The organism is Bradyrhizobium sp. Crot121 (assembly GCF_059512385.1).
Window position 1 is genome coordinate 234,187 of the sequence record NZ_JCAMOR010000004.1, and the last position, 24,312, is coordinate 258,498.

At 65.7% G+C, this 24,312-nt stretch carries 16 protein-coding genes; 4 read left to right on the plus strand and 12 right to left on the minus strand.

What is annotated here, in order from left to right:
• Nucleotides 1-21 precede the first annotated feature (21 nt).
• From addA to ubiE, 10 genes are all read right to left on the minus strand, one after another.
• Nucleotides 22-3,546: a double-strand break repair helicase AddA gene (gene addA, locus AC5ZGW_RS07180; RefSeq protein WP_165435276.1), complete on the minus strand. Its 3,525-nt coding sequence runs from the start codon at nucleotides 3,544-3,546 to the stop codon at nucleotides 22-24.
• Nucleotides 3,540-6,686, minus strand: a complete 3,147-nt coding sequence (gene addB, locus AC5ZGW_RS07185; RefSeq protein ID WP_130226696.1) for a double-strand break repair protein AddB — start codon at nucleotides 6,684-6,686, stop codon at nucleotides 3,540-3,542. The genes addA and addB overlap by 7 nt, the downstream gene beginning before the upstream one ends.
• 192 nt (nucleotides 6,687-6,878) lie before the next feature.
• Nucleotides 6,879-7,601: a nucleotidyltransferase family protein gene (locus AC5ZGW_RS07190; protein ID WP_130226695.1), complete on the minus strand. Its 723-nt coding sequence runs from the start codon at nucleotides 7,599-7,601 to the stop codon at nucleotides 6,879-6,881.
• Between the two features lie 242 nt (nucleotides 7,602-7,843).
• Nucleotides 7,844-8,164, minus strand: coding sequence for a PilZ domain-containing protein (locus AC5ZGW_RS07195; protein ID WP_028167294.1), 321 nt, complete (start codon nucleotides 8,162-8,164; stop codon nucleotides 7,844-7,846).
• Nucleotides 8,165-8,269: 105 nt separating this feature from the next.
• Nucleotides 8,270-9,793 carry a tRNA (adenosine(37)-N6)-threonylcarbamoyltransferase complex ATPase subunit type 1 TsaE gene (tsaE, locus tag AC5ZGW_RS07200; protein WP_130226694.1) on the minus strand — a complete coding sequence of 508 codons (1,524 nt, stop codon included), beginning with the start codon at nucleotides 9,791-9,793 and terminating at the stop codon, nucleotides 8,270-8,272.
• Entirely contained in the window at nucleotides 9,790-12,309 is a 2,520-nt protein-coding gene (locus AC5ZGW_RS07205) for a PAS domain-containing sensor histidine kinase (protein WP_130226693.1), read from the minus strand. Before AC5ZGW_RS07205 ends, tsaE begins: the two co-directional genes overlap by 4 nt.
• A 183-nt stretch (nucleotides 12,310-12,492) precedes the next feature.
• The gene (gene dut, locus AC5ZGW_RS07210) at nucleotides 12,493-12,951 is read right to left on the minus strand and encodes a dUTP diphosphatase (RefSeq protein WP_130226692.1); all 459 of its coding nucleotides are present in this window, start codon (nucleotides 12,949-12,951) and stop codon (nucleotides 12,493-12,495) included.
• Entirely contained in the window at nucleotides 12,948-14,357 is a 1,410-nt protein-coding gene (gene coaBC / locus AC5ZGW_RS07215; protein WP_130226691.1) for a bifunctional phosphopantothenoylcysteine decarboxylase/phosphopantothenate--cysteine ligase CoaBC, read from the minus strand. The genes dut and coaBC overlap by 4 nt, the downstream gene beginning before the upstream one ends.
• A 52-nt stretch (nucleotides 14,358-14,409) precedes the next feature.
• The gene (gene ubiB, locus AC5ZGW_RS07220) at nucleotides 14,410-15,984 is read right to left on the minus strand and encodes a 2-polyprenylphenol 6-hydroxylase (RefSeq protein WP_130226690.1); all 1,575 of its coding nucleotides are present in this window, start codon (nucleotides 15,982-15,984) and stop codon (nucleotides 14,410-14,412) included.
• Complete coding sequence (gene ubiE / locus AC5ZGW_RS07225; RefSeq protein ID WP_130226689.1) at nucleotides 15,981-16,742, minus strand: bifunctional demethylmenaquinone methyltransferase/2-methoxy-6-polyprenyl-1,4-benzoquinol methylase UbiE; 762 nt, start codon at nucleotides 16,740-16,742, stop codon at nucleotides 15,981-15,983. Before ubiE ends, ubiB begins: the two co-directional genes overlap by 4 nt.
• A 192-nt stretch (nucleotides 16,743-16,934) precedes the next feature.
• On the opposite strand from ubiE, the gene mutM reads away from it, so the two are divergent.
• Together mutM and ggt are read left to right on the plus strand one after the other, a co-directional pair.
• Entirely contained in the window at nucleotides 16,935-17,819 is an 885-nt protein-coding gene (mutM, locus tag AC5ZGW_RS07230) for a bifunctional DNA-formamidopyrimidine glycosylase/DNA-(apurinic or apyrimidinic site) lyase (protein WP_130226688.1), read from the plus strand.
• 23 nt (nucleotides 17,820-17,842) lie between these two features.
• On the plus strand, nucleotides 17,843-19,522 hold the full coding sequence (ggt, locus tag AC5ZGW_RS07235; RefSeq protein WP_130226687.1) for a gamma-glutamyltransferase: 1,680 nt from the start codon (nucleotides 17,843-17,845) through the stop codon (nucleotides 19,520-19,522).
• 187 nt (nucleotides 19,523-19,709) lie between these two features.
• Here the strand turns inward: ggt and AC5ZGW_RS07240 are convergent, their stop codons facing one another.
• Nucleotides 19,710-21,062: a serine protease gene (locus AC5ZGW_RS07240; RefSeq protein ID WP_130226686.1), complete on the minus strand. Its 1,353-nt coding sequence runs from the start codon at nucleotides 21,060-21,062 to the stop codon at nucleotides 19,710-19,712.
• A gap of 249 nt (nucleotides 21,063-21,311) precedes the next feature.
• On the opposite strand from AC5ZGW_RS07240, the gene AC5ZGW_RS07245 reads away from it, so the two are divergent.
• On the plus strand, nucleotides 21,312-22,112 hold the full coding sequence (locus tag AC5ZGW_RS07245; RefSeq protein ID WP_130226685.1) for a HesA/MoeB/ThiF family protein: 801 nt from the start codon (nucleotides 21,312-21,314) through the stop codon (nucleotides 22,110-22,112).
• Between the two features lie 3 nt (nucleotides 22,113-22,115).
• On the opposite strand, the gene AC5ZGW_RS07250 is transcribed toward AC5ZGW_RS07245, so the two are convergent.
• Nucleotides 22,116-23,117 (minus strand): aldo/keto reductase, encoded by a 1,002-nt coding sequence (locus AC5ZGW_RS07250; RefSeq protein WP_130226684.1) that lies wholly within the window; start codon nucleotides 23,115-23,117, stop codon nucleotides 22,116-22,118.
• 120 nt (nucleotides 23,118-23,237) lie between these two features.
• Between AC5ZGW_RS07250 and AC5ZGW_RS07255 the strand changes: the two genes are divergently transcribed.
• Nucleotides 23,238-24,155: a LysR family transcriptional regulator gene (locus tag AC5ZGW_RS07255; RefSeq protein ID WP_130226683.1), complete on the plus strand. Its 918-nt coding sequence runs from the start codon at nucleotides 23,238-23,240 to the stop codon at nucleotides 24,153-24,155.
• Nucleotides 24,156-24,312 lie beyond the last annotated feature (157 nt).

The following is a 24,312-nucleotide window of genomic DNA, read 5'->3' on the forward strand; positions in this document are numbered from 1 at the left end:
CGCCGGAATCGTACGACAAACCTATGAACGCACCCCTGCCGGGTCAAGCTCGGTCACGCCAGCATGATGGGATGCCAGCTCCCTGTCCAGCGAGGAGGCAGAAATCTCCATCATTTCAGTACTTTCGGTCCAGAGCAGGGCGGCACGGACAGGACGTCCGGGATAAAGCTTGCGCAGCACGGCCCGGTAGAGCGCGAGCTGCCGGATGTAGCCCCTTGGGGCCTCGGCCGCAGTTTTCGGCGGGGCGTGGTTGGTCTTGAAATCGACGATCAGGATGTCGTTCGGCGTCACCACCAGCCGGTCGATCTGGCCGGATACCAGCGCCGGCGATTGTCCGAGCCGTTCGAGCCGGCCGACAATGGAGACTTCCGCCCGGCTTCCGGCGGCGAACACCGCGGCAAAACGCGGATCGCCGATCAAGGCCAGCACGCTTTCGGCCAGCGCCGCGCGCTCCTCGGCGGTCCAATCCTCGGCATTGCGTTCGAGATAGGCCAGCGCCGCACCGCGTCGGCGCTCGGGTGCGATATCCGGCAGCGACTGCAACAGCCGGTGCACCAGCGTGCCGCGCTGGATGGCGCGGGCACGCAGCACGAGCTGCTCGCCGCTCCGGACGCGGCGGCTGTCGTCGCTGGGGTCGGATGGCCGCAGCCGGCTGTCGGCGGCGAGTTCAGTCGGCGCCGGCCGCTGCAGCCAGGACGGCAGTTCGATCGGCTGCGGCGCCCCCGACACCGTGACGCCGGTCGTCGCATCGGCATCATCGGGCCGGAAATAACGCTTCACCAGGCCCGCCGGGGTCTCGATCTCCTGCAAGCTGAGGTCGGAATTGGCGAGGCCCTTGTCGATCAGGTCATACCAGGAGGAGGTCCGGACCTTCTTCATGTTGCCGGGCAGGCAGCCGCCAACGATCAATCGATCGGCGGCCCGGGTCATCGCGACGTACAGCAGGCGGCGATATTCGTCTTCCGTCTCCTCCAGCATCGCCTCGCGTGCCTTGGCGACGGGACCGGGATCTTCGGCCTTGCGGCCGGCCCAGACCACGACGCCGGGCCCGTGCGGCGCGCTGTTGCCCTGTGGCAGATGGATCAGCCGCAGCCGTTGCGTGTCCGCGGGCGAGGTGGTGGTGTCCACCAGGAACACGACGGAGGCTTCCAGCCCCTTGGCGCCGTGCACGGTCATCACGCGCACCTCGTCGCGCGAAATCTCCATGTCGCGCTTCACCTCGGTGTCGGCGGCACGCAGCCAGGCCACAAAGCCCTGCAGCGAGCTGGGTGCCTTGCGCTCATAGGCCAGCGCAAGCTCAAGGAATTCGTCGAGGGCATCATTGGCCTCATGGCCAAGGCGACGCAGGATGCGCGCCCGCCCGCCTTCGCCGCCAAGCAGCCAGGCATAGAAGGCGAACGGCGTAGAGTCCGCAAAGCGCCGCTCGCATCGTTCGAGCCGTTTCAGCGCGCCCGCGAGGCGCTCATCGGTCGCCGCATGCAGCGCCAGCGCGTGGCGCAGCGATCCCTTGCGCTCCCAGGCCAGCTTGAACAGATCGTCGTCGTCGAGGCCGAACAGCGGGCTCTTCAGCGCGACCGCCAGTGCCAGATCGTCCTGCGGCAGCAGCAGCGCGTCCGCGAGGTTCATCAAATCGATGATCGCGATGTGCTCGGTCAATTTCAGCCGGTCGGCGCCGGCGACCGGGATATTGGCGTGTTTCAGCGCCTGGATCACGGCGTCAAACGCGTTGCCGCGTCTTCGCACCAGCACCAGCACATCGCCGTAGGCGAGCGGCCGGCGGTTGCCGCGGCTGCCAGTCATGGTGCCGCTTTCCACCAGTCGCCTGATCTCGGCCTGGATGCGCTTCGCTAGCTTCACTTCGGGGCTGGTGACGGAGACGCCGTCGAACGGCGCGCGCCAGCCCTCGATGTCCTGCCTGTCGTCGGCTTCCGCGAGCTCCCAGAGTTCGATCATGCTGGGACCGGCGTCGGCGAGCGCATTGTGGAGCGGATAGCCGTTCTCGACCGCATGGATGCTGCGATAGATCTCCTGCTCACGGAACACGTGGTCGACCGATTGCAGGATCGCCGGCCCGGAACGGAACGAATAGGTGAAGGAAACAGGATCGAATTTCAGCCCGGCATCCTCGAACTTCTTCTTCAGCTCCCGGCGGCGCAGATCGAATTCATGCGGGGCCGCGCCCTGGAACGAGAAAATCGACTGCTTCTCGTCGCCGACCGCGAACACGGTGCGGACCACACCGTCGCGCGCGCCGGCGCCGGAGGTGAATTCGGAGATGATGTGCGCGACGATGTCCCATTGCTTGGGACTGGTATCCTGCGCCTCGTCGATCAGCACATGATCGACGCCGCGGTCGAGCTTGTAGTGCACCCAACCCGAGGAGACGCGGTCGAGCATCTCGAGCGTCTTGTCGATGAGGTCGTCATAGTCGAGCAGCCCGCGCTCCAGCTTTTCGCGGCGGTAGTTCGCGGCCGCCGCAGTCGCGATATGCAGCAGCGCCTCGGTGCGGTCGCGGATCGTTACGGCGCGGCGGCGCTCGATCAGCGGATGGATGCGCTGGCTTTCTGCTTCGAACAGCCGACCGATGGCGGGATTGTTGTCGAAGAATTTCTTCGTCACCACCGACTTGCGCGGCGTGCGGTCGGCGTCGGTAAGGAAGACGCCAAGATAGGCATCGACCTGCGCGCTGCCGGTGAAGACCAGCGCCTCACGCAGGCGTGACGCCTGGTCCTGGTCGGACTTGTTGCCGGTGTCGAGGACGAGCGCAATGTCCTCCCAGCGCGCGCGTGGCAGATAGGGACCATCCAGGATCGCGCGCTCGACGTCCTCGATCGAATCATCAGCGGCGACGCCAAGTGCTGCCGACATCTGGCCGGCGGCGGCCACCGCGCTGCCCGCGGCATCGGTCCAGGCCATGAAATGATCGCGGCTGAGGCAGGCTTCGCGCACCACGTCCTTGAAGGTGACGTCGGCCGCGCTCGCCATCGCCACCATCAACGCACGCCCGGTGGCGCTATCGGGATTGCGCGAGGCTTCCAGCAGCACCGCGAGATTGGCGCGCTCCATCATCTCGTTCTGGTCGCGCTCGTCGAGCACGGCGAACCGCGCCGGCACATTGGCCTCGAACGGGAATTGCTGCAGCAGGCGAGTGCAAAGCGCGTGGATGGTCTGCACCTTCAGCCCGCCCGGCGTCTCCAGCGCGCAGGCGAACAGCTTTCGCGCTTCCCGTCGGAGCCTCACATTGGGATGGGCAATGCCGGCTTCACGGATCGCTGCGTCCAGCGCCGTATCGTCGAGGGTGACCCAATGGCCGAGCGTGGAGAACACCCGCTCGGCCATGTTGGCCGCGGCCGCCTTGGTGAAGGTGATGCAGAGGATCTTTTCCGGCGGTGTGCCCTCCAGCAACAGCCGGATCACGCGCTGCACCAGCACATGGGTCTTGCCTGAACCGGCATTGGCGGACACGAACGCGGACGCCTTGGGATCGGACGCGCGCGCCTGCGTGGCGCGCACCGCGTCGGGAATGGGGCGCGGCGCTTTCACCATTCCTCTACTCCCAGGCCGCCGGCCGCGGACCATTCCTTGATGCGGGCGAGGTCGTCATAGGTGCCGTAGCGGTTGGCCCACATCGAGAGATTCAGCGAGGTGTAGGCCTGGTTCTCGTCCTCGAATTGACGGATCAGTTTTTCCAGCTCCTTCCGCGCGTGGTCGGCGGCATCGTCGGGCGATTGCGGCGTATCGCCTGGTCTGATCTTCAATTCCAAGGTCCGCTGCTCGCCCGGCGGGTTGTTGCCGCTGAGCCTGACATAGGTGAGCTCGCCGACGGATGCACCGGCCGGAATTCCCTCAAAGCCGCCCTCGCGCAGGATCGCGGCTTCCAGCGTGAGCTGCGGCGACAGCCCCATGCGTACCTGCTTGCCTGTCGGCGGCTGCCCGGTCTTGTAGTCGAGGATCGCAAAAGAGCCGTCATCGTGGTGCTCGATCCGGTCGGCGCGCGCCGAAAGCGTGAAGGTGCGCGCATTGTCGAGGGGGATGCCGATCTCGCCACGGATCTCGGCATTGATCGCCGCGATAGCGCCGCGCCGCGCGGTCTCCCATTCGGCAAACCATGCCGCGATGCGCTGGAAGCGCGGCCACCACAGCGCCCGTGCTTCCGGCCGCTCCATCAACGGCGCAAAATGCTTGCCGCCGATCTCGCGCAGGGCGCGAAGCGGATCGTCCGGCAGCGCGGCGGCGAAGCTTTGCGTGAATTCGCCGAGCGCCGCGTGGATTGCCGAGCCGCGATCGGCCGCCGACAGCGGCATGTCGACGGGATCGAGCGGATCGAGCCGCAGGATATATCTTGCGTAGATCGTATAGGGATCGCGCAGCCAGTCCTCGATCGCGGTCACCGACATCTTGAGCGGCCTGGTCGCAAGCGGCGGCTTCGGCGCGGGCTGTGCGATCGGCTCGACCTTGTCCGGCCGGTCGAGCTCGGCGGCGTAATGGACGTATGTCTCGCCCGCTGCTTTCGCAGCCTTCCAGCGCGCCTCGCCCGCGACCGCCTCAAACCGGTGCAGGAAGCGCGAGGCCACCGCCGGCGCGCCGCCGACCTTGGCCGAGTGGGTGAGGATCACATCGTCAGTGCCGAGCAGTTGCGCAAAGTCGTGGGCGGAAAGGCCGATACGCCGTTCCGGCAGGTCGAGCCCGAGCTCGTGCCGCATCGGCCGGCTGAGCCAGGGATCGATCCGCGGCGCCGGCGGCCAGACGCCTTCCACGAGCCCGCCGAGGATCACGCGATCGGTTTCCGTCAGTCGCGCTTCGAGCTGGCCGAAGATGTGCAGTTGCGCGCGCGGCGATTCCGGGCGACGCACCATGCGGTCGGCAAACGCAGTCTGGAAGACGTCGGGATAATCGGAGAGCGGGACCATCACGCCGCTCAGCTTCTTGGCGCCCACGAGATCATCGAACGCGGATGCGAGCACGGAACCGGCCTGCTCTTCGAAGGCGACGGCGATGCCGTGCTGATCGCAGGACAACGCGGTGAGAGCCTCGCGATGACGGAGCGCCAACTCGGCAAAATCGTACGGCTTGGATGCGCTGAGACTTTCAAGCGGTGCAAGCGCGGCCCTCAGCTTTGATATCAGCGACTGCGCCTGGTCGAGCTCGACGTCGCGGAGCCGGGTCCGTTGTTCGAGGGCATGAAGCGATGAGGTCTCGCCGCGGCGCAGCTTGGCGAGTTCGCTGCGGAAGCGTTCGAAGTCGCGGGCAAGGCCTTCGCTGCCGGCTTGCGGCCGCGTGCCGCGCAAGAGCGCCAGCTCCACGACTTCGGTCGCGCGAAGGTAGGCGCCCGGCGCGGCGCCGAGCCGGAACAGCGGATGTTTCAAGAGCGCGAGCAGCGTCGGTGGCTCCAATCCCTTGGTCGCGGCTTCCGCGGTGAGGCGGGCGAAAACGCCCGATGGCGTGTCCATCAGCGCTTCACCGCCGGAATCGTCGAATTCGAGATTCCAGCGCGTCAGTGCCGCCATCACCCGCCGCGCCAACGCGCGGTCCGGCGTGACCAGTGCGGCGGATTTATTGAGATGCCTCGCCTCGCGCATGGCAATGGCGATGGCGAGCGCTTCCATCTCCGGATTCGGCGCCTCCACCACGGCGATGCCGTTCGTGCCGGCGGAAATCTTCTCGGCGATCTCGGGCTGCTCCAGCCGGTCGTGCCATTGCGCCGTGGCACTGGACGGCCGCATCGTTTCCGACATCAGCATCTCGCGCCCGCGTGGTGCCGGCGCGCCCAGAATCTCCACCTCGTCGCGCTTGATCGCGAAGCGATCGAGCAGCGCGTGCATGGCGAATTGCGGATGGTTCGATGCGGGCGGCGTGGTGAATTTGCCCTTGGCATCGCGCATGCCGCCGATCGTCTCCCAGGACTCTTCATCAAGATCGGTATCGAGCCCGGGCAGCACGACCGCGCCGTGCGGCAGCTTGGCTACCGCGTGGAGAAACTTGGCGGTCGTCGGCATCGAACCGGTCGAGCCCGCCGCGATCACGGGACCATCGGATTGTGCGGTCAGTCGCGCGGTTTCGGCCGAGATCAAGAGGTCGCGCCGCGCCGCCGGCTCGATACGGCCGACCTCGGCGAGATAGGCTGGCCAAGCCACGCGCGCGATCCGCAGGAAATCCAGCGAATGCTGCCAATATTGGTCAAGCTGATCGGGCACCAGCCTGTCGAGCGCGCTCCACTCGACGCCGCGCGTCACCATGTCGTCCATCAGCCGCGCGAGATCGCCGGCGAGCTGCAGCGTCGATGCGGGGCCGCCGACCACCTGCGGCGCGGTCACCGGGCTCTTGGCCCAGGCCGCGACCAGCCTCGCCAATGTCAGCCGCCGCTCGAGCTCGCCAAGCTTGGGCGGAATCTCCAGCGGCGCTGCGCCGCTGAATTGTTCCGCCTCTTCCGCGAAAGCGAGTTCATCCTCGTCGATGTCGCCAAGCGCAATGATGCGCGGCAGCACAGCGGCATCCGTGTCCAGGACATCGAGGAACATCTCCCGCGCAAGCCGGCCCGCGCGCCGGGTCGGCAGATAGAGCGTCGCGTCAGCCAGCCGTTCGGGATTGCCGCGCGCGTCGAATCCCCTGACCAGGCGACCGTCAACCAGCGCGGCGATGACGGTACGCAGGAACGGGACGGAGAGGGGGACGCTGAAAACGCGCATGAGGAGCCTGATTCGGAATCAGGCAATAATATAGGCGGCCATCGCCGCGCGGTCGAACCGCCGTTCACCGGTCATCACCCGCGAAGGCGAGTGAGCCAGTATTCCACAGACACCAGTGAATAAGTCGAGAGGCTGCGGCGTACTGGATGCCCCGCCTGCGCGGGGCATGACGATTGCTGGGGTTGGCTTAGCCTAGGCCACGCTTTCCAAAAACGCTTCTTCCGCGGCTTGCACGGCGTCGGGGGTTCCGACATGCATCCAGACACCGTCGAGCCTGAGCCCGAACAGCCGTTCCTGCTCGTTGGCGCGGTCGAACAGCCTGGTCAGCGAGAACTCGCCTGCGGGGGCGTCGGCAAAGATCGACGGCGACATGATGGCGGCGCCGGCATAGACGAACGGCACCACCTGCTGTTCCCGCCGCTTGCGCAAGGCGCCGTCCGGCAGCATGGAATAGTCGCCGCGGCCGCCATAGCCGATGCTGCTCGCGGTTGGCGCCATCAGCAGCAGAATATCCATTTTCGCAGGATCGAAGGTCTCCGCGAGCCGCGCCAGGTTCGGCCGCACGCCGTCGATCCACATGGTGTCGGCGTTGACGTGGAAGAACGGCTCACGCCCGAGCAGCGGCAACGCCTTCACGACCGCGCCGCCGGTGCCCAGCACGTTGTCACGCTCGTCCGAGATGATCACGCGCGGCTGCTTCCGCGTCTTGACGTGCTCGATGATCTGGTCGGGCAGATAGTGCACGTTGACCACGGCCTCGCTCACGCCGGCAGCGGCAAGCTTGTCCAGGACATGATCGAGCAGCGGCTGGCCCGCCACGCTTACCAGCGGCTTCGGCATATGGTCGGTCAAAGGCCGCATGCGCAGGCCGAGACCGGCGGCGAGGACCATGGCTCTACGGGGGGTGACGGACATTCTTCCGGGCTCTCGAACCGTTCAAATCGTGACGCGCGCTATCCTATCACGCCGATTTGGGGCGCGCATAAGGTCGACGCGATAGTCGCCGGACATGACGCCCGTGCGACGGGAAAGAAAACGTCCTGGATCATGATCCGATTCGACAAAATCGGGATCATGATCTCATCTCTTTGTTTGAGCATGATCTTTTCGGAAAACCGGTCTCCACTTTTCCGGATCATGCTGTAAAACAGCAGTTTTCAGACCTCGGCGGGTTGCGAGCCGCGCTTGCCCGCCTTCTTCTTCTTGTCGCCTTGCTTGAGGAAATTGACCCCGATCTGATCGCCGTTGACCCAGGACAATTCGCAGCGGCGATAGGCAAGCCCGGTCGATGACAGCAGCAGGAAGAACTCCTTCAGGTGCAGGCCCTCCACGGAGCCCTCGACCGTCAGTTTGGCGCCCGTCTCGGAAACGTCTTCCATGGTGCAGTCGCGCCGCCACGTGCCATCGATCCCCATCATGTGCGCGGGAATGCCGCGTTCGAAGGTGACACGCTCGCCGCGGCGCCGTTCTGCTTTCATGGCCGACTCAATCCTTAACCTCGATCATGATCCTGAACATGATCCAGCCGCTCTGCATCCCGAGCGTGTGTCACACTAGGGCGGCTTGGGCTAACAGGGGGTAAATCAGGAAACCGGCGGCGGAACGTGGGCCGCGTACCATTCGCGGAGGCCGGCCAGTGCCGGGTGAGCCAGTGAACGAGTGAGGTAAGTCCAGATCCGCGGCTGGTGCTTGAGATAATGCGGCTTGCCATCCCGCCCGTTGAGCCGCGCAAAGGTCCCGAGCAGACGCGTGTTACGCTGGGCCGACATGATCGCGTAGAGCTCGGCGAAGCTGGCCGCGTCGAAATGCTCCTCGGTGGCCCGCCGCGCCTTGATGTAGCGGGAGAGCAGTGTGAGCTCGAGCTGCTCGGGCACATCGATCCGCGCGTCCTGGAGCAGCGACACCAGGTCATAGGTGGCAGGTCCCAGCACCGCGTCCTGGAAGTCGATCAGGCCGACCCGCAGGATGCCGGTGCGCTCGCCGAGCCAGATCAGGTTGGGCGAGTGGAAGTCGCGGAGCACCCAGGTCCGTGGCGCCGCGGCCGGCTTTTCCAGGAGCGTTCGCCACATCGCGAGAAATTCATTGCGTAAACCCGATGCGAGGGTGACGCCGCGCTGCGGCAGGTACCACTCGATCATCAAGCCCAGCTCGACCAGCCATGCATCGATGTCGAAGACGGGGATGTCGTAGGTGAGCTGCGGCGACAGTGGCAGCTCCTCTGGCAGCTTCTCGCGATGCAAGGCTGCCAGCATGTCGGTCGCGGCTTCATAGCGCTCGGTGATCGGCGCCGGCGGGTTGCCTTCGACGACGCCGTCCTTGCCGAAATCCTCGGTGATCAGGAATCCCAGATCGATGTCGGAGTGGCGGATCGCGGGTGCGGAGAAGCCGCGCTCGCGTAGTCCGTTGTCGATGGCGACGAACGGCTTGACGTCTTCGGCGAGATGGACGGCGGCGCTGTAGGACTTGCCGTCATAGATCGGCGGCCCGTCGGGGCGGCGCGGCGAATTCATCAGGATGACGCTGCCATTGTCGTCGAACAGCCGGGCGTAGGAGCGGGTCGAGGCATCGCCCGGCATGCGCTCGCGCCGCGCGTCGATGTAGCCGGCATTGTCGAGGAATTGGCGCAGCGCCTTCAGCCGCGTGACGACGGCGGCGGCCTTGCCGTGGCCGGTGATCTCGGCCGCCCGCGCGTTCGATCCCAGCGCCGGCCGGTGGCTCAGCGCGATGTCGATACGATCCGGCGGCAAGGCATCCGGTGCGCGCTCCGGCCATTCGATCAGCGCTACCGCGCCGTCAGGCAAAGGCGACAGCCCGATCTCCTCGAGTTCGCTCGCGTCATTGATGCGGTAGAGATCGGCATGAACAAGCGGGAACGCCGGCAACTCGTAGGTTTGCGCCAGCGTGAAGGTCGGGCTCGGCACTTCCAGCGTATCATCGGTGGCGAGATAGCGGATCAGCGCGCGGGCCGCGGCGGTCTTGCCGGCGCCGAGATCGCCGGAGAGCGCGATGACTTCGCCGGGGCCGATCAAGAGCGCGAGATCCGCCATCAGATGCGCGGTCGCCGCCTCATTGGCGAGTGCGACCGAGAATGTGCTGGTGACAATCATTCGGCGGCGTTGCGATGCGCGTTCTGGTCGACCGGGAAGATGCAGGTCACGGTCGTGCCGTTGCCGACAGTCGAATCGACGCGGACCTTGCCGCCATGCAACTCGACGAAGGAGCGCACCAGCGACAGGCCGAGGCCGGCGCCACGGTGCCGCGAGCCATGGGAATGGCTCTCGAACCAGTTGAATACCTTGTCCTTGACCTCAGGCGCGATGCCCGGGCCGGTGTCGGTCACCGCGAATACGACGCTGTGGTCGGCACGTCGCGCAGAGATCGTGACCGTCCCGTCATGCGGGGAGAAGCCGACGGCGTTGGCGAGCAGGTTATAGAGCACCTGCACCACGCGCCGTTCGTCGCCGATGAATTCGCCGATATTGGGCTCGATGTCGACCTTGAGCGTGATGCGGTCGGTCGCGAGCCGGTCCTGGATGCCTTCGGCCGCGGCCTCGATCGTCTTGCCGATATCGACGGAGCCGAGCTCGAGCGTCATCGCGCCGGCATCGATGGTAGCGAGATCGAGGATGTTGTTGGTGAGCGCGAGCAACGCGTTGGTCGATTTGGTGACGTAGTCGAGATATTCGGCCTGCTTCGCGTTGAGCGGTCCGGTCGAGGGATCAGACAGGAAATGCGCAAAGCCGATGATGGTGGTGAGCGGCGCGCGCAATTCGTAGGATACGTGGTGGACGAAATCGACCTTCATCTGGTCGGCCGCTTCCAGCGCCTCGTTGCGCTCGCGCAGCGCGCGTTCGACATTCTCGGTGTCGGTGATGTCCTGGAACGTCAGCATGGTCGCGCCGTCGGGCAGCGGCATGGTCATGCAATGCAGCACGCTGCCGTCCTTGCGCTCGAGCTTCAGCGCAACCTGGGCCCGGTTCTCGATCGCAGTGATCGCCTCGCGCAGCGCGCGCCAGACGATCGGATCGTCGAACAGCGGCCTGCACAGCGCTTCTACGGTCTCGATATGCGGCTGCTCGCGCAGCGCATCCGCCGGCAGCCGCCACATCTTCTCAAATGCCGGGTTGAACAACTGCACCCGGCCATTGCTGCCGAACACCGCGACTGCTTCGTTCAGATTGTCGAGGGTCTCGTGCTGGACCCGGATCAGGCCGTCGAAGCGACGCGCCAGATCGAGGCTTTCGGTGACGTTGTCGAAGAGATAGGTGACGCCACCTTCGAGATTCGGCGTGGTGACGACACTGACCGCGCGGCCGTCCGGCAGGAACCACGTGTAGCTCTCCGATTCGACCGCGCGATAGGCTTCGTGCAGCTTGGCCTTCCAGGCGCGGAAGTCCGGCTGCTCCGGCAGCTTGCGCGCGGCGCGCAGCCGATCGAGGACGCTGGAATCGTCCGGGTTGCTATCGAGGAATGCCTGATCGAGATCCCAGAGGCGGCGATAGGATTCGTTGTAGAAGGCGAGCCGCCGGTCGGCGTCGAACACGGCGACGCCGGAAGAGAGCTGGTCGAGGGTGCGGCGATGCGCTTCCGCCATCCGGGTGAGCGCGGCGCGAAGGGCGGCAACCTCGCTGGCGTCGATGGCGATGCCGGCGCTGCCGCCGGCAAGCTTCATCGCCTGCACGTCGTAGATCCGCCGCTCGCCGCCGACCACGATCGGCAGTCGCGCGGCATAGGTTGCATATTCGTGCAGCGCCTTGGCCATCTCGACCCGCTGATCGTTCTCCAGGAGCTCGAGATTGCGGGTGATTGCATCCGCGATGCTCGCGCCCTCCGTCGCCCGCAGATAGGCCGTATTGGCATAGCGCAGATCGTCCTGCGCATTCTTGGCCCAGATCGGCCAGGGTGCGGCGGCGGCGAAATCGCGCAGCAGCTCGGTTTCCTCCTGCAGCATCTTGTAGCGCAGATTGGCCTCGGCCAATTCGCGGCGCAAGCCGCCGAGCTCGCGCATCCGCACGATCGCCTGGCCGCCGATGGCGCGACCCATGGCCTCGATCGCGCGGCCGTTCGCGGTCGTGAGGTTGAGCAGAAAGCCCTGGCCGGCCTCGCGCAGCGCGTCGACGGCGTGGTCCATCTGCAGCGCCGGTTCCGGCGGCAGCCAGGTTCCGAATGCCAGCACGCGCTGGGGCGAGGTCTGGGTCGCCTCCTGCGAGGTCAGCAATGCGATGTCGCCGCTGATCTCGGGGCGATTGTTGCCGGCCGCCCAGGAAATCAGGACCTGCGGTTCGGCAAACAGCAGCGCGCGCAGACGATCGGATTGGGCCTGCAGATCGGCGATCTCGGCGCGCAGGCGCCCCTCGCTCCGGCTGGCGCGAGCGCGCGTGCGCATCAAGAGGATCGCGGCGACCACGGAAAAGCCGAGCAACGCAACCGCGGCGGTGAAAAGAACGAATTCCTGGTGATCGAGGTCGAACCACGCCGAGATCGCCGGCTCGAACAGCCAGTCACCGGCGCGCGCCGATCCCGTGGGCAGCGCCAATGTAGCGGCGAGCCCCATCAGGCCGTCGCGCGCCAGTGAGGTGCACGACAGCAGGCTTCGACGCATTGCGGCGACCACGCCTGACATAAATTGCCCCAGAACGCACGACTTCAGCCCGGCGTCAGACCCCCGCCGTGCTCACGAATCGAGGAAGCATATCCTCAAGCTGACTCAGCGAGTAAGAGTCCAGATCGTGAACGCAAGACACGCTGTGAAAAATGCGGGGCTCAATTCATGCGCCAGCGCAAATTTTATCCGCATTCGAATGGCTTATCGCCCGGTCGAGCCGAAGCCGCCGCTGCCTCGTTCGGTACTGGACAGCACGGTCACGGGAACCAGTTCCGCCTGCACGACCGGTGCGATCACCATCTGCGCGATGCGCTCGCCGCGTCGGATCGAAAATGGCGCCTCGCCGTGATTGATCAGGAGCACGTTGATCTCGCCGCGATAGTCGGCGTCGATGGTACCAGGCGAATTCAACACGGTCACGCCGTGCTTGGCGGCAAGTCCCGAGCGTGGCCGCACCTGCGCCTCATAGCCCGGCGGCAGCGCGATCGTCAGCCCGGTCGGAACCATCGCATATTTGCCTGATGCGAGCACCAGCGGCATTTCTTCGGGCACTGCGGCGAGCAGATCGAGCCCGGCGGCATCGGCGGTCTGGTAGGTCGGCAGCGGAAGGCCTTCGCCATGCGGCAATTGCCTGACATCGACCTTGATTGTCGCACTCACGATTTCGCCTCCACAGCCTTCGCGATCCGCGCCACCAGTTCTGTGGCGACCTGTTCCTTGGTCATGACCGGCCAGGAATCGACGCTGATATCCTCGCCCTCGCGCGTCAGCAGATGGACGGTGTTGCGGTCCCCGCCCATCACGCCGGTGGCCGGCGAAACATCATTGGCCACGATCCAGTCGCAGCCCTTGCGGGCGATCTTTGCCTTCGCATTGTCGATCAGATGCTCGGTCTCGGCCGCGAAACCGATCACCAGCGGCGGGCGCTTGTCTTGCAGCTTGGCGATGGTGGCGAGGATGTCGGGGTTCTCGATCAGTTGCAGCGACGGCACGCCGGCTGTGGTCTTCTTCAATTTCTGCTCGCCTTCATTGGCGACCCGCCAGTCGGCGACCGCGGCCGCGAAGATCGCGACATCCACCGGCAGCGCCGCTTCCACCCGGTGCAGCATGTCGCGCGCGGATTCCACAGAGATTACCGACACGCCGGGGGGATCGGCGAGATCGACCGGCCCCGAGACCAGGACGACTTCGGCGCCGGCATCTCGCGCGGCGGCGGCGATGGCAAAGCCCTGCTTGCCAGAGGAGCGGTTGGCGATATAGCGCACCGGATCGATCGCCTCATGCGTTGGCCCTGCGGTGATCAGCACGCGCTTGCCCTGAAGCGGGCGCCGATGCGGCGGGCGCAGGACATGTTCGGCAGCGGCGGCGATTTCCGTCGGCTCGGCCATCCGCCCGACGCCGGCTTCGCCCGCCTCCGCCATCTCGCCGGCGTTGGGGCCGACGGTCAGGATGCCGTCGCGGCGGAGCTGCAGCACGTTGCGGCGGGTGGCGGCGTTGTTCCACATCAGCGGATTCATTGCCGGCGCCAGCAGGATCGGGCGGTTGGCGGCGAGCAGGATCGCGGAGGCGAGATCGTCGGCATGGCCATGCGCCATTTTAGCGATCAGGTCCGCGGTCGCCGGCGCCACTACGATCAGGTCGCACTCGCGTGCCAGGCGGATGTGGCCGGCATCGAATTCGCTCTCGGGATCGAACAGGTCAGTATAGACGCGCTCATGCGACAGGGCGCTGGCGGCAAGCGGGGTGACGAATTGCTGCGCCGCCTTGGTCAGCACGCAGCGGACGTGAATCTGGCGCTCCTTGAGCCGCCGAATCAAGTCCAGCGCCTTGTAGGCGGCGATGCCGCCGCCGATGATCAGGGTGACGCGAGCGAGGCCATTGGCCGATGCTACAGCGGCCTGCGGGCGCGCGGAAGCTGCGAGCGGGACCTCGGAGGGCTGCCCCGCAACCACCTCGCCCAAGATGACCCGTACCTCATCCTCGACCGAGCGCCCGTTACGGGCGGCGCGCAGGCGCAGTTCGTCTCGAACGGCGTCATCGAGCTTGCGAATAGTCAGATTGGCCATGGCCGCACCATCGATTTGACAGCAATGCTAGCATCAGACGCTGTCATTGCAATCAGAGATTCCGGACCGCAATCAGGATTCCGATGAAAGTGGCCGCGATGATCCAGAGCGCGACGGTCCGCCAGCGGTTCTTGCGGCCCTCGGTCTGTCCCATCGCTGCGATCGTCTGCGGGGACAGCGTGACGCCCTCGCGCGTCATCTTCTCCAGACTACCCAGCACCGCCACTGCGCGCGAGGCGATGTCGGGCAGATGCGCCAGCACGCGGGCGAGTTCGCCGGCCCCTGACATCGCGCCCTGGATGCGCCCGACCGGTCCGAGATTGCGCTCGATCCATTCGCGCACCACGGGATCGGCGATCTTCCAGATGTCGAGCTTGGGGTCGAAGCCGCGCGCCACGCCTTCGACCACCACCATGGTCTTCTGCAGCAGGATCAATTCGGGACGCGTCTGCATGTCGAACAGGCCGGTGACCTCGAGCAGCAGCGTCAACAGCCGCGCCATCGAGATCTCCTCGGCGGTGCGATTGTGGATCGGCTCGCCGATGGCGCGGATGGCCTGCGCGAAATTCTCCACCGAGTGATGCCCCGGCACATAGCCGGCCTCGAAATGCACCTCGGCGACGCGGCGATAGTCGCGGGTGATGAAGCCGAGCAGGATCTCGGCGAGGAAGCGCCGCTCCTTCTGCCCGAGCCGGCCCATGATGCCGAAATCGACCGCCACCAGCCGGCCGTTATCGTCGAGGAAGAGATTGCCGGGATGCATGTCGGCATGGAAGAAGCCGTCGCGCAGCGCGTGACGCAGGAAGCTCTGGATCACCTTGCGGCCGAGATCGGGCAGATCGACCTCGGCTTGCTCCAGCCTGATACGGTCGTTCAGCGGGATGCCGTCGACCCATTCCATCGTCAGCACGTTGTGGGTGGTGCGGTCCCAGTCCACCGCCGGCACGCGGAAATCCGGATCGTCCTTGATGTTTTCCGCCATCTCGGAGAGGGCGGCAGCCTCCAGGCGGAGGTCCATCTCCATCGCGACCGAGCGCGACATCGTGTTGATGACCTCGACCAGCCGCAAGCGCCGCGCTTCGGCCGAATGGGCTTCCGCCTTGTGCGCGACAAAGAAGAAATCGGAGAGATCGCGGCGGAAGCGGGAGGCGACGTTCGGCCGCAGCACCTTCACGGCCACCTGCTGGCGCACGCCGTTGCGCTCGATCTCGCCGCGATGCACCTGCGCGATCGAGGCGGCGGCGACTGCGGGGCCGAGCCGTACGAAACTCTGCGCCAGCGGGCGTTCCAGCGACTGCACGATCACAGCTTCGGCTTCGGCCTGCGGGAACGGCGGCAGCCGGTCCTGCAGGCTCTCCAGATCCTTGGCCAACACTACGCCGACCACGTCGGGCCGTGTGGCCAGGAACTGGCCGAGCTTGAGATAGGCCGGCCCGAGCCGCGTCAGCGCGCGCGACAATCGTGGGCCGGATTTGGCGCCGCGCCGTTCGACCAAGCGGGCGAGCTTCACCAGGAGTTGTGCCGGCGGCGGCACCAGGGCCGGATCGACGACTCCGAACACGCCCTCGCGCGCGAAGACGTAGGCGGCGCGGGCGAGGCGCGCGATGTGTGTTGTTGCAGAGATCACAAACGCCAGCCCGAATGCAGCGCCACGATGCCGCCCGAGAGGATTTCCCATTTCACCCGCGCAAAGCCGGCGGCAGTGATCATCTCGGCAAAGGCGCTGGGCCGTGGAAACTTGCGGATCGATTCGACGAGATACTGATAGGACTCGGCGTCGCCGGTCACGGCGCGGCCGAGCGGCGGGATCACCCTGAACGAGAACATGTCGTAGAGCCGGTCGAGGCCGGGCACGTCGACAGTGGAAAATTCAAGACAGAGGAAGCGGCTGCCGGGTCGCAGCACGCGATAGGCCTCGCGCAGCGCGACATCGATCCGCGGCACGTTGCGGATGCCGAACGCGATCGTGTAGGCGTCGAACGAACGGTCCGGAAAGCTGAGCGCCTCGGCATTGCCGGCGACGAACGAGACCCGTTCATCGAGATGCTGGGCGCGAGCACGGTTGCGGCCGACCTCGAGCATGTCGGCATTGATGTCGCAGACAGTGGCGCGGAAACCGGGACCGCCCGCCTTCGCCGCCCGGAAAGAGATATCGCCGGTGCCGCCCGCGACGTCGAGCAGCGCGAACGGCGCTTCGCTCTTCGGCGGATTGAGCTGGGTGATCATGATGTCCTTCCAGACCCGGTGCAGGCCGATCGACATCAGATCGTTCATCAAGTCATAACGCGACGCCACGCTGTGGAACACCTCGTTCACCAGCGTCTGTTTCTCGCCCAGGGGAACGTCCCTGTAGCCGAAATGGGTGGTTTGGTCCCGCCGATCCATCAACGCATTACCTTAAGGAGCGCGACCATAGCGCGCCCGCCGCAATGGCGCTATCACGTCAGCACCTCCGCGCACAATCCGCCAAACCGGCTGTGATCTGGCGGATTGTTGGCAAATTGTTAATTTGGCGGGCGAAGGGGCGCAAAACCGCTTACACTTTTGCCGATCCCGCCCCGCGTGAATGACCTTTCCATGCCCGAGCTCCCCGAAGTCGAGACCGTCCGCCGCGGCCTGCAGCCGTCCATGGAGGGTGCGAAAATCCTGAAAGCGGAAGCCCGCCGCAAGGACCTGCGGTTTCCCTTTCAAAAAGACTTTGTCGCGCGGCTGGAAGGGCAAACTGTCGCGGGTCTCGGCCGTCGCGCGAAATATCTGATGGCGGACCTGACCTCGGGCGACGTGCTCTTGATGCATCTGGGCATGTCCGGCTCGTTCCGCGTGCTCAAGGACGATGACAAGGCCGCGCCGGGACATTTCCATTACGAGCGCAATCAGGACCGCGCGCACGATCATGTGATCTTCCACATGTCGTCGGGGGCTGCGATCATCTTCAACGACCCGCGCCGCTTCGGCTACATGAAAGTGATCGCGCGCAACGCGATCGAGGACGAGCCGCTGTTGAAGGGCCTCGGCCCCGAACCGCTCGGCAACGAATTCGATGCCGCGATGCTGGCGCACTCCTGCGCCAACAAGAAAACCAGCCTGAAGGCGGCGCTGCTCGACCAGCGCGTGGTCGCAGGGCTCGGCAATATCTACGTCTGCGAAGCGCTGTTTCGCGCACGCCTGTCGCCGCGCCGGCTGGCGGCAACGCTTGCCAGGAAGAAGACGGCGGAGCCGACGGAGCACGCAGAACGACTGGTCACTGCGATCCACGATGTGTTGAACCAGGCGATCAAGGCCGGCGGCTCATCGTTGCGCGACCATCGCCAGACCAATGGCGAACTCGGCTATTTCCAGCATTCGTTCCAGGTCTACGACCGCGAAGGCGAGAAGTGCCCGACTCCGGGCTGCGACGGCACCGTGAAACGCTTCACCCAGAATGGTCGTTCGACGTTCTGGTGCCCGAAATGCCAAAAATAACCGACAATAATGGGAGCGACGTCATGAGCGAGAATTGGCGAGATCGCGCGGCGACACATTTCGAGTGCGAGAAGCAACCAGCCATCTCCAGCCGCGGTATGGTGGTCAGCAATCATCCGCTGGCCTCAAGCGCGGGCGCCGAGATGCTGGCCGCTGGCGGCAATGCCATCGATGCGGCGATCGCGACATTGTTCACGCTAACCGTGGTCGAGCCGATGATGGTCGGCATCATCGGCGGCGGCATGGCGCATATCCGTCTCGCTGACGGCACGCATCGCTTCATCGACGGCCAGAGCACCGTGCCGCTCGCGGTCCGTCCCGACACCTACAGTTCGAAGCCGGGTTCGGCGCATGACGTGTTCGACACCGTCGGCGATGAGAATTGCGTGGGTGCGAAGGCGGTGGCGGTGCCGGGTTCGCTGATGGCCTGGTGCGAGACGCTGCGGCGATTCGGCACCATGAGCCTTGCCGATGTCATGCAGCCCGCGATCAAGCATGCCGCCCGCGGCTATGCGGTGACGCCTTACTTGCACGAATGCATCCGCGAGAGCGCTGCCGATATGCGCAAGGACAAGCCGATTTCCGCGATCTACGTTCCGAACGGCGAACCGCTGAAGATCGGCGAACGCGTGGTGCAGGCCGAATATGCGGAGACGTTGCGCCATATCGCCGAGCACGGCGAGGCCGCGCTGTATCAGGGCTCGCTCGGCGATATCCTCGTCCACTACATGGAGAAGAATGGCGGATACATTCGCCGCGCCGATCTCGCGGCCTACAAGACCGTCGAGCGCCAACCGATCCGCGCCGATTATCGCGGCTGGGCCATCCTGGGACCGCCGCCGCCGGCCGCATCAGGCGTACACATCGCGGAGATGCTGAACATCCTCGAAGGCTACGACATCGCGAGCCTTGGTTTCGGCAGCGCCGAGACGATTCATTATCTCGCCGAAGTGCTGAAGATCGCCTTCGCCGATCGCGCAGCGGCAAGCGGCGATCCCGCCTATGTCAACGTGCCCGTGGAGCGGCTGACGTCGAAAGCCTATGCCGAGGAGCGCCGGCGTGCGATCGATCCCAATCGGGCGCAAGCCTGGGGCGGGGGCGTTGCGCAGCTCGAAGGCGCGCATACCACGCATCTGACGGCGGCGGATGCGTTCGGCAATGTGGTTGCGACCACGCAAACCATCAACAATCTGTTCGGCGCCAAGATCCTGATCCCCGGCCTTGGTGCCATCGCGAACAATTACATGCATCTGTTCGATCCGCGTCCCGGCCACGCGCTGTCGCTGGCGGCCGGCAAGCGCGTCACCACCTCGATGTCGCCGATGATGGCGCTGCGCGATGGCAAACTGAAATATGCGCTCGGCCTGCCCGGAGGAAAACGCATCTTCCCCAGCGCAATGCAGGCGCTGATCAACCTGATCGATCACGGCATGAGCCTGCAGGAAGCGGTCGAGGCGCCGCGGGTATGGACCGAGGGCAATGCGCTCGAAGTCGAACTCGCCGTTCCCGAGAGCGTGCGCGAGAAACTCGCGAGCCTAGGTCACACGGTCGCGCCGGTATCCTCCGTCGCCGGCGGCATGAACGCGATCGAGTTTGATGAGGATGGCCGCATGCTGGGCGCCGCCTGCTGGCGCGCCGACGGCACGCCGATCGGGATCGCCGGTGGGCTGGCGCGTGCGGGGGTAAGGTTCAGATTGGCGTGACGTCGGCTCCCTCTCGCCGCTCTTGCGGGGGCGGGACGAGCAGAACTCGCCCTGAGAGGGTTGGGGTGAGGGGCTGTCTCCGCAAATTCGGTAAGAGATGAGTTCGCGGAGTCAGCCCCTCACCCGGATTGCATCTGCCGACGCATCCGGCCTCTCCCCGCAAGCGGGGCGAGGGGAGGAGCGAGCGCTATTTCCGCACGCAGATCACGCGCACCACGGCGGCCTTTGCGTCGGTCGATGTGCCATTCGCGGTCACACCATGGGCTTTCAGGAAGCCGCGCACCGTCTCGGCCGGCGCCAGCATCGCCTGCGACGCGGGTGCCGCATTCGCCGGACCGGCGACGACCACCGGCTTCAGCAAAGCGAGACCGGCGAACTTGCCGTCGGTATCGAGCGCCGCGGCACCGGAGAAGCCGATCGCGGGCGCCGGCGTCAGCGTGACATCGCTGCCAACAGCCATGGCTGTCGCCTTGGCGCTGCTCACGGCGTTGCCGCCGCCCTGATTCTGCGGATCGGCGATGCCGGTGAGGTCGAGCGCCGGCTTTGCGCCAGTGGCGCCGATATTCAGCGGCTTCAATCCGCGCGCGCCATAGATGTGCAGCAGCGCGAGATCGTGTTCCTTGTCTTCGGCGATCCGGTCGGCATTGCCGTGACCGGCAATCGTGATCGCGATGCATACGTCGGTGGCCAAGCGGTCGGTCACGATCGCGCCGTCGTCGCTGACGACAACGCCAGTGCCATATTCCACCGTCTTGCGCGGCGGGGGGCCTGCAACCTGGGGACCTGATGGGAACGGGTTGAACGCGCTCGACATCGCGATCACCACCGGCTCGACGGTATTTTCAGTCGCCTGGTCGTAGAGGATGGTGAGGATGCGAACTTCGTCGCCCTTGAACGTGCCGCGGATGTAGAATTTCTTCAGCCCCTGCAGGCCCGACAGCACGAAGAAATCCGGCTTGACGACGGTATAGTCGACGGTCCGCCCCGGCTCCTTCTCGCGTTCGGCAAGTTTTGCAGTGGTCGGGCTCGCCTCCTTGCGGCGCGCCAGCACGACCTGGATCGTCCCCGTCGGTGACGTCCATTTGGCGCCGTCGACACCGCTTGCGAGTTGCGGAACCAGTTTTGAGGGAATGCCGAGCCGCGCTCCGGTGCCGGGCTCGGTGACAATCCGCCAGCCGACGCTCTCCTGTTTGCGCCGCGCGGTCTCGGCCAGCACGCCACGCTCCTGCGGGTTGAGCACGCCGGTCGGCTTGCCGCCGCGCGATTTCTGGAATTCCTTGATCGCGTTGACCATGCGCTCGCTGACATCGCCCGTGATCGCGCCATTGTACTGGCCGACCCAGGCGAGATCGGATTGCAGCGCGAGCCGCTCGGCCTGCGCCATCCCGTTGGCCGTCTCCTCGGGCTTCTGCAGCGCGGGGCGGACCGGCACGGTCGCGACTGTCTTCGGTTTGGCGCCGGCGGTGGACGGCGGGGTCATCTGCGCCTGTGCGCTCCCCATTGTCACGACCATCAATGTTGCCGAAAGCACCGATCTCATGACAAATCCGGGAGGTTATTGCGCGGTGGGTCGATTATGCACATCTGCTTGGTCGGCAACAACCACACCTGGGTTCACGACTCCGACCTCATCCTGAGGAGGACGCGAAGCGGCCGTCTCGAAGGATGGGCCACGGGCGAGGTCCGGGCCTCATGGTTCGCCCGGCGATGCGATAGCATCGTCAGGAGACGCCGCTTCGCGGCTCCTCACCATGAGGGTTTGGCGGTGGCGATAAGGATGTAAGCAACAATGCTGACTGCTGACGAACTCGAACGCTACGCCCGCCACATCGTGTTGCGCGAAGTCGGCGGGCCCGGGCAGGCGGCGCTGAAGGAGGCTTCGGTGCTGGTGATCGGCGCCGGCGGCCTTGGCGCGCCGGCGCTGATGTATCTGGCGGCGGCCGGCGTCGGCACGCTCGGGGTCGTCGATGACGATATCGTGTCGCTCTCCAATCTGCAGCGCCAGATCATCCATGCGACGCCGGATATCGGCAAACGCAAGGTCGACAGCGCCGCCGAGCAGATCCATGCGCTCAACCCGCATGTCAATTTCGAGGCGCATACGGTGCGGCTCGACGCTGATAACGTGATGTCGCTGATCGGCGGCTATGACCTCGTGCTCGACGGCTCCGACAATTTCGAGACGCGCTATCTCGTCTCCGATGCCTGCTTCCTCGCCGGCAAGCCGCTGATCACGGCCGCGCTCGGCGTATTCGACGGCTCGCTGACCACGATCCGCGCGCATGAGAAGAATGCCACCGGCGAGTTCAATCCGACCTATCGCTGCCTGTTTCCCGAACCTCCGCCGCCCGGCACGGTGCCGGCCTGCGCGGAAGCCGGCGTGATGGGCGCGCTCGCCGGCATGCTGGGCTCTATGATGGCGCTGGAGGCGATCCGCGAGATCGTCGGCTTCGGCGAGGGCCTGGTCGGGCGCCTCTTGATGGTGGATGCGCGCGCGATGCGCTTCGAGACCCTGCGTTACGCGCGCGATCCGGCCAATCCGCTCAACGGTGACAACCCTGTCATCACCGATCTGAGCGGGCATCTTTGAGTGTCACGAAGCGCGCTTCTCGCTGTCCATGTGCTTCAAGTGCTCCTCCGGATAGCGGCCGCCGGCGGCGACGCCGGGCGGAAAGGCGTTTGCCAGCGCGGCGAGATGCGCATCCGTCAGTTTCACCTCGAGCGCGCCGAGCGCCTCGGTGAGACGGTCGCGGCGGCGGGCACCGACCAGCGGCACGATATCCTTGCCCTGCGCGGCGACCCAGGCAATCGCGACCTGCGCCGGAGATGCGCCGACGTCCTTGGCGATGGCGCGAAGTGAATCCACCAACGCCAGGTTGGTGTCGATATTGCCGGCCTGGAAACGCGGGCTCAGCAGGCGGAAATCCTGCGGGCCGGAATGCTCTTTCGACCAGTGGCCGCTGATCAAGCCGCGCGCCAGGACGCCGTAAGCCGTGATGCTGATGCCAAGCTCGCGGCAGGTCTTCAGGATGTCGTCCTCGATGCCGCGCGCTACAAGCGAATATTCGATCTGCAGATCGGCGATCGGATGCACGGCGTGCGCGCGGCGGATGGTCTCCGAGCCGACTTCCGAAAGGCCGATATGCCTGACGTGCCCGGCCTTGATCAGGTCAGCGATCGCGCCGACGGTCTCTTCGATCGGCACGCTGGGATCGAGCCGCGCCGGCCGGTAGATGTCGATATGGTCGGTGCGGAGCCGCTGCAGCGAATAGGCGGCAAAGTTCTTCACCGCGACTGGCCGGCTATCGTAGCCGAGAAAACCCCGGTTGGGATCGCGCAGCGCGCCGAACTTGACCGAGATCTGCAGATTGTCGCGGCTGCGGCCGGCAAGCGCTTCGGCGATCAGCATCTCATTGTGGCCTATGCCATAGAAGTCGCCGGTGTCGAGCAGCGTGATTCCGGCATCGAGCGCCGCATGGATCGTCGCGATGCTCTCGTTGCGGTCGGCGGGGCCGTAGAAATCCGACATGCCCATGCAGCCGAGGCCGATGGCCGAGACCTCGGGGCCAGTTGAGCCGAGTTTGCGTTTTTCCATGGCAGCTTCTCCTCGAAATGGGCGGCGGATGGATGCCGCGCGTGACGAGGCGGATATGCGCCACGTTGATTATTTCGATAAGCTGGACAATTGAGAATAGCTTGTTCACTATAGCGAACAATGCAGGATTTCGACCTTCGCGACCTCAGAGCCTTCCTCGCTGTGGCCCGCACGCAGAATTTTCGGCGCGCGGCGCTGGAGCAGCGCGTCTCGGTCTCCAGCCTCAGCCAGCGGCTGCGCGACATGGAGGAGCGGCTCGGCGTGCGCCTGATGAACCGCACCACGCGCAGCGTGGCGCTGACCGAGGCCGGCGAATTGTTGCTCGCGCGCGTGGGCCCTGCGATGCGCGAGGTCGGCGCGGCGCTCGATCAGGTGCGCGGCTTACGCGGCGTGCCGTCAGGTCGCCTGCGCATCAATGCGCCGCCGCCGGCCATCGACCTGGTGCTGGCGCCGATGGTGGCGCCGTTCCTGGCAAAACATCCGCAAGTCGATCTGGAAATCATCGCCGAGAGCGCGTTCGTCGACATCGTCGCGGAAGGGTTCGATGCCGGCGTGCGTTATGGCGAGCATCTCGCGCAGGACATGATCGCGGTATCGCTTGGGCCGCCGCAACGCTACGCAGTCGTGGCCTCGCGCGACTATGTCGCGCAGCATGGCCGGCCGACGCAGCCAAAGGATCTGCTCGACCATCCCTGTATCCGCACCCGCTTCGGCAGCGGCGCGATGTACGATTGGGAGTTCGAAAAAGCAGGACGCGTCGTCAAGGTGTCGCCGCCGGCCAAGCTGATCGCAACCTATCTCGGGCTTGCGCTGCGCGCCGTCCATGACGGCGTCGGATATTGGGCCACGTTCGAGGGATATGTGCGCTACGGCGTCAAATCCGGCGCGCTGGTCAGCGTGCTCGACGATTGGTGCGCGCCGTTCCCGGGCCCGTTTCTCTATTATCCGAGCCGCCGCCAAACGCCGCCCGCGCTCGCCGCGTTCGTGGCGTTCGTTGCGGAGTGGCGCAAGCGGGAACGGCGGAGGAAGGTCCCGTAGCCCGGAGAGCCAGCGGGTCGCGCGAACGCGCGCCCGATGACAGGCTCCGCGCAATCTGGGGCCACTTTATCCGCGAAGAGTGAAGTGCACCCTTATCGTGAGACACGATAATCAGGGACAGGTGCCCGCCGCTTGAGGCGGCAGGGCGGGTTGATGG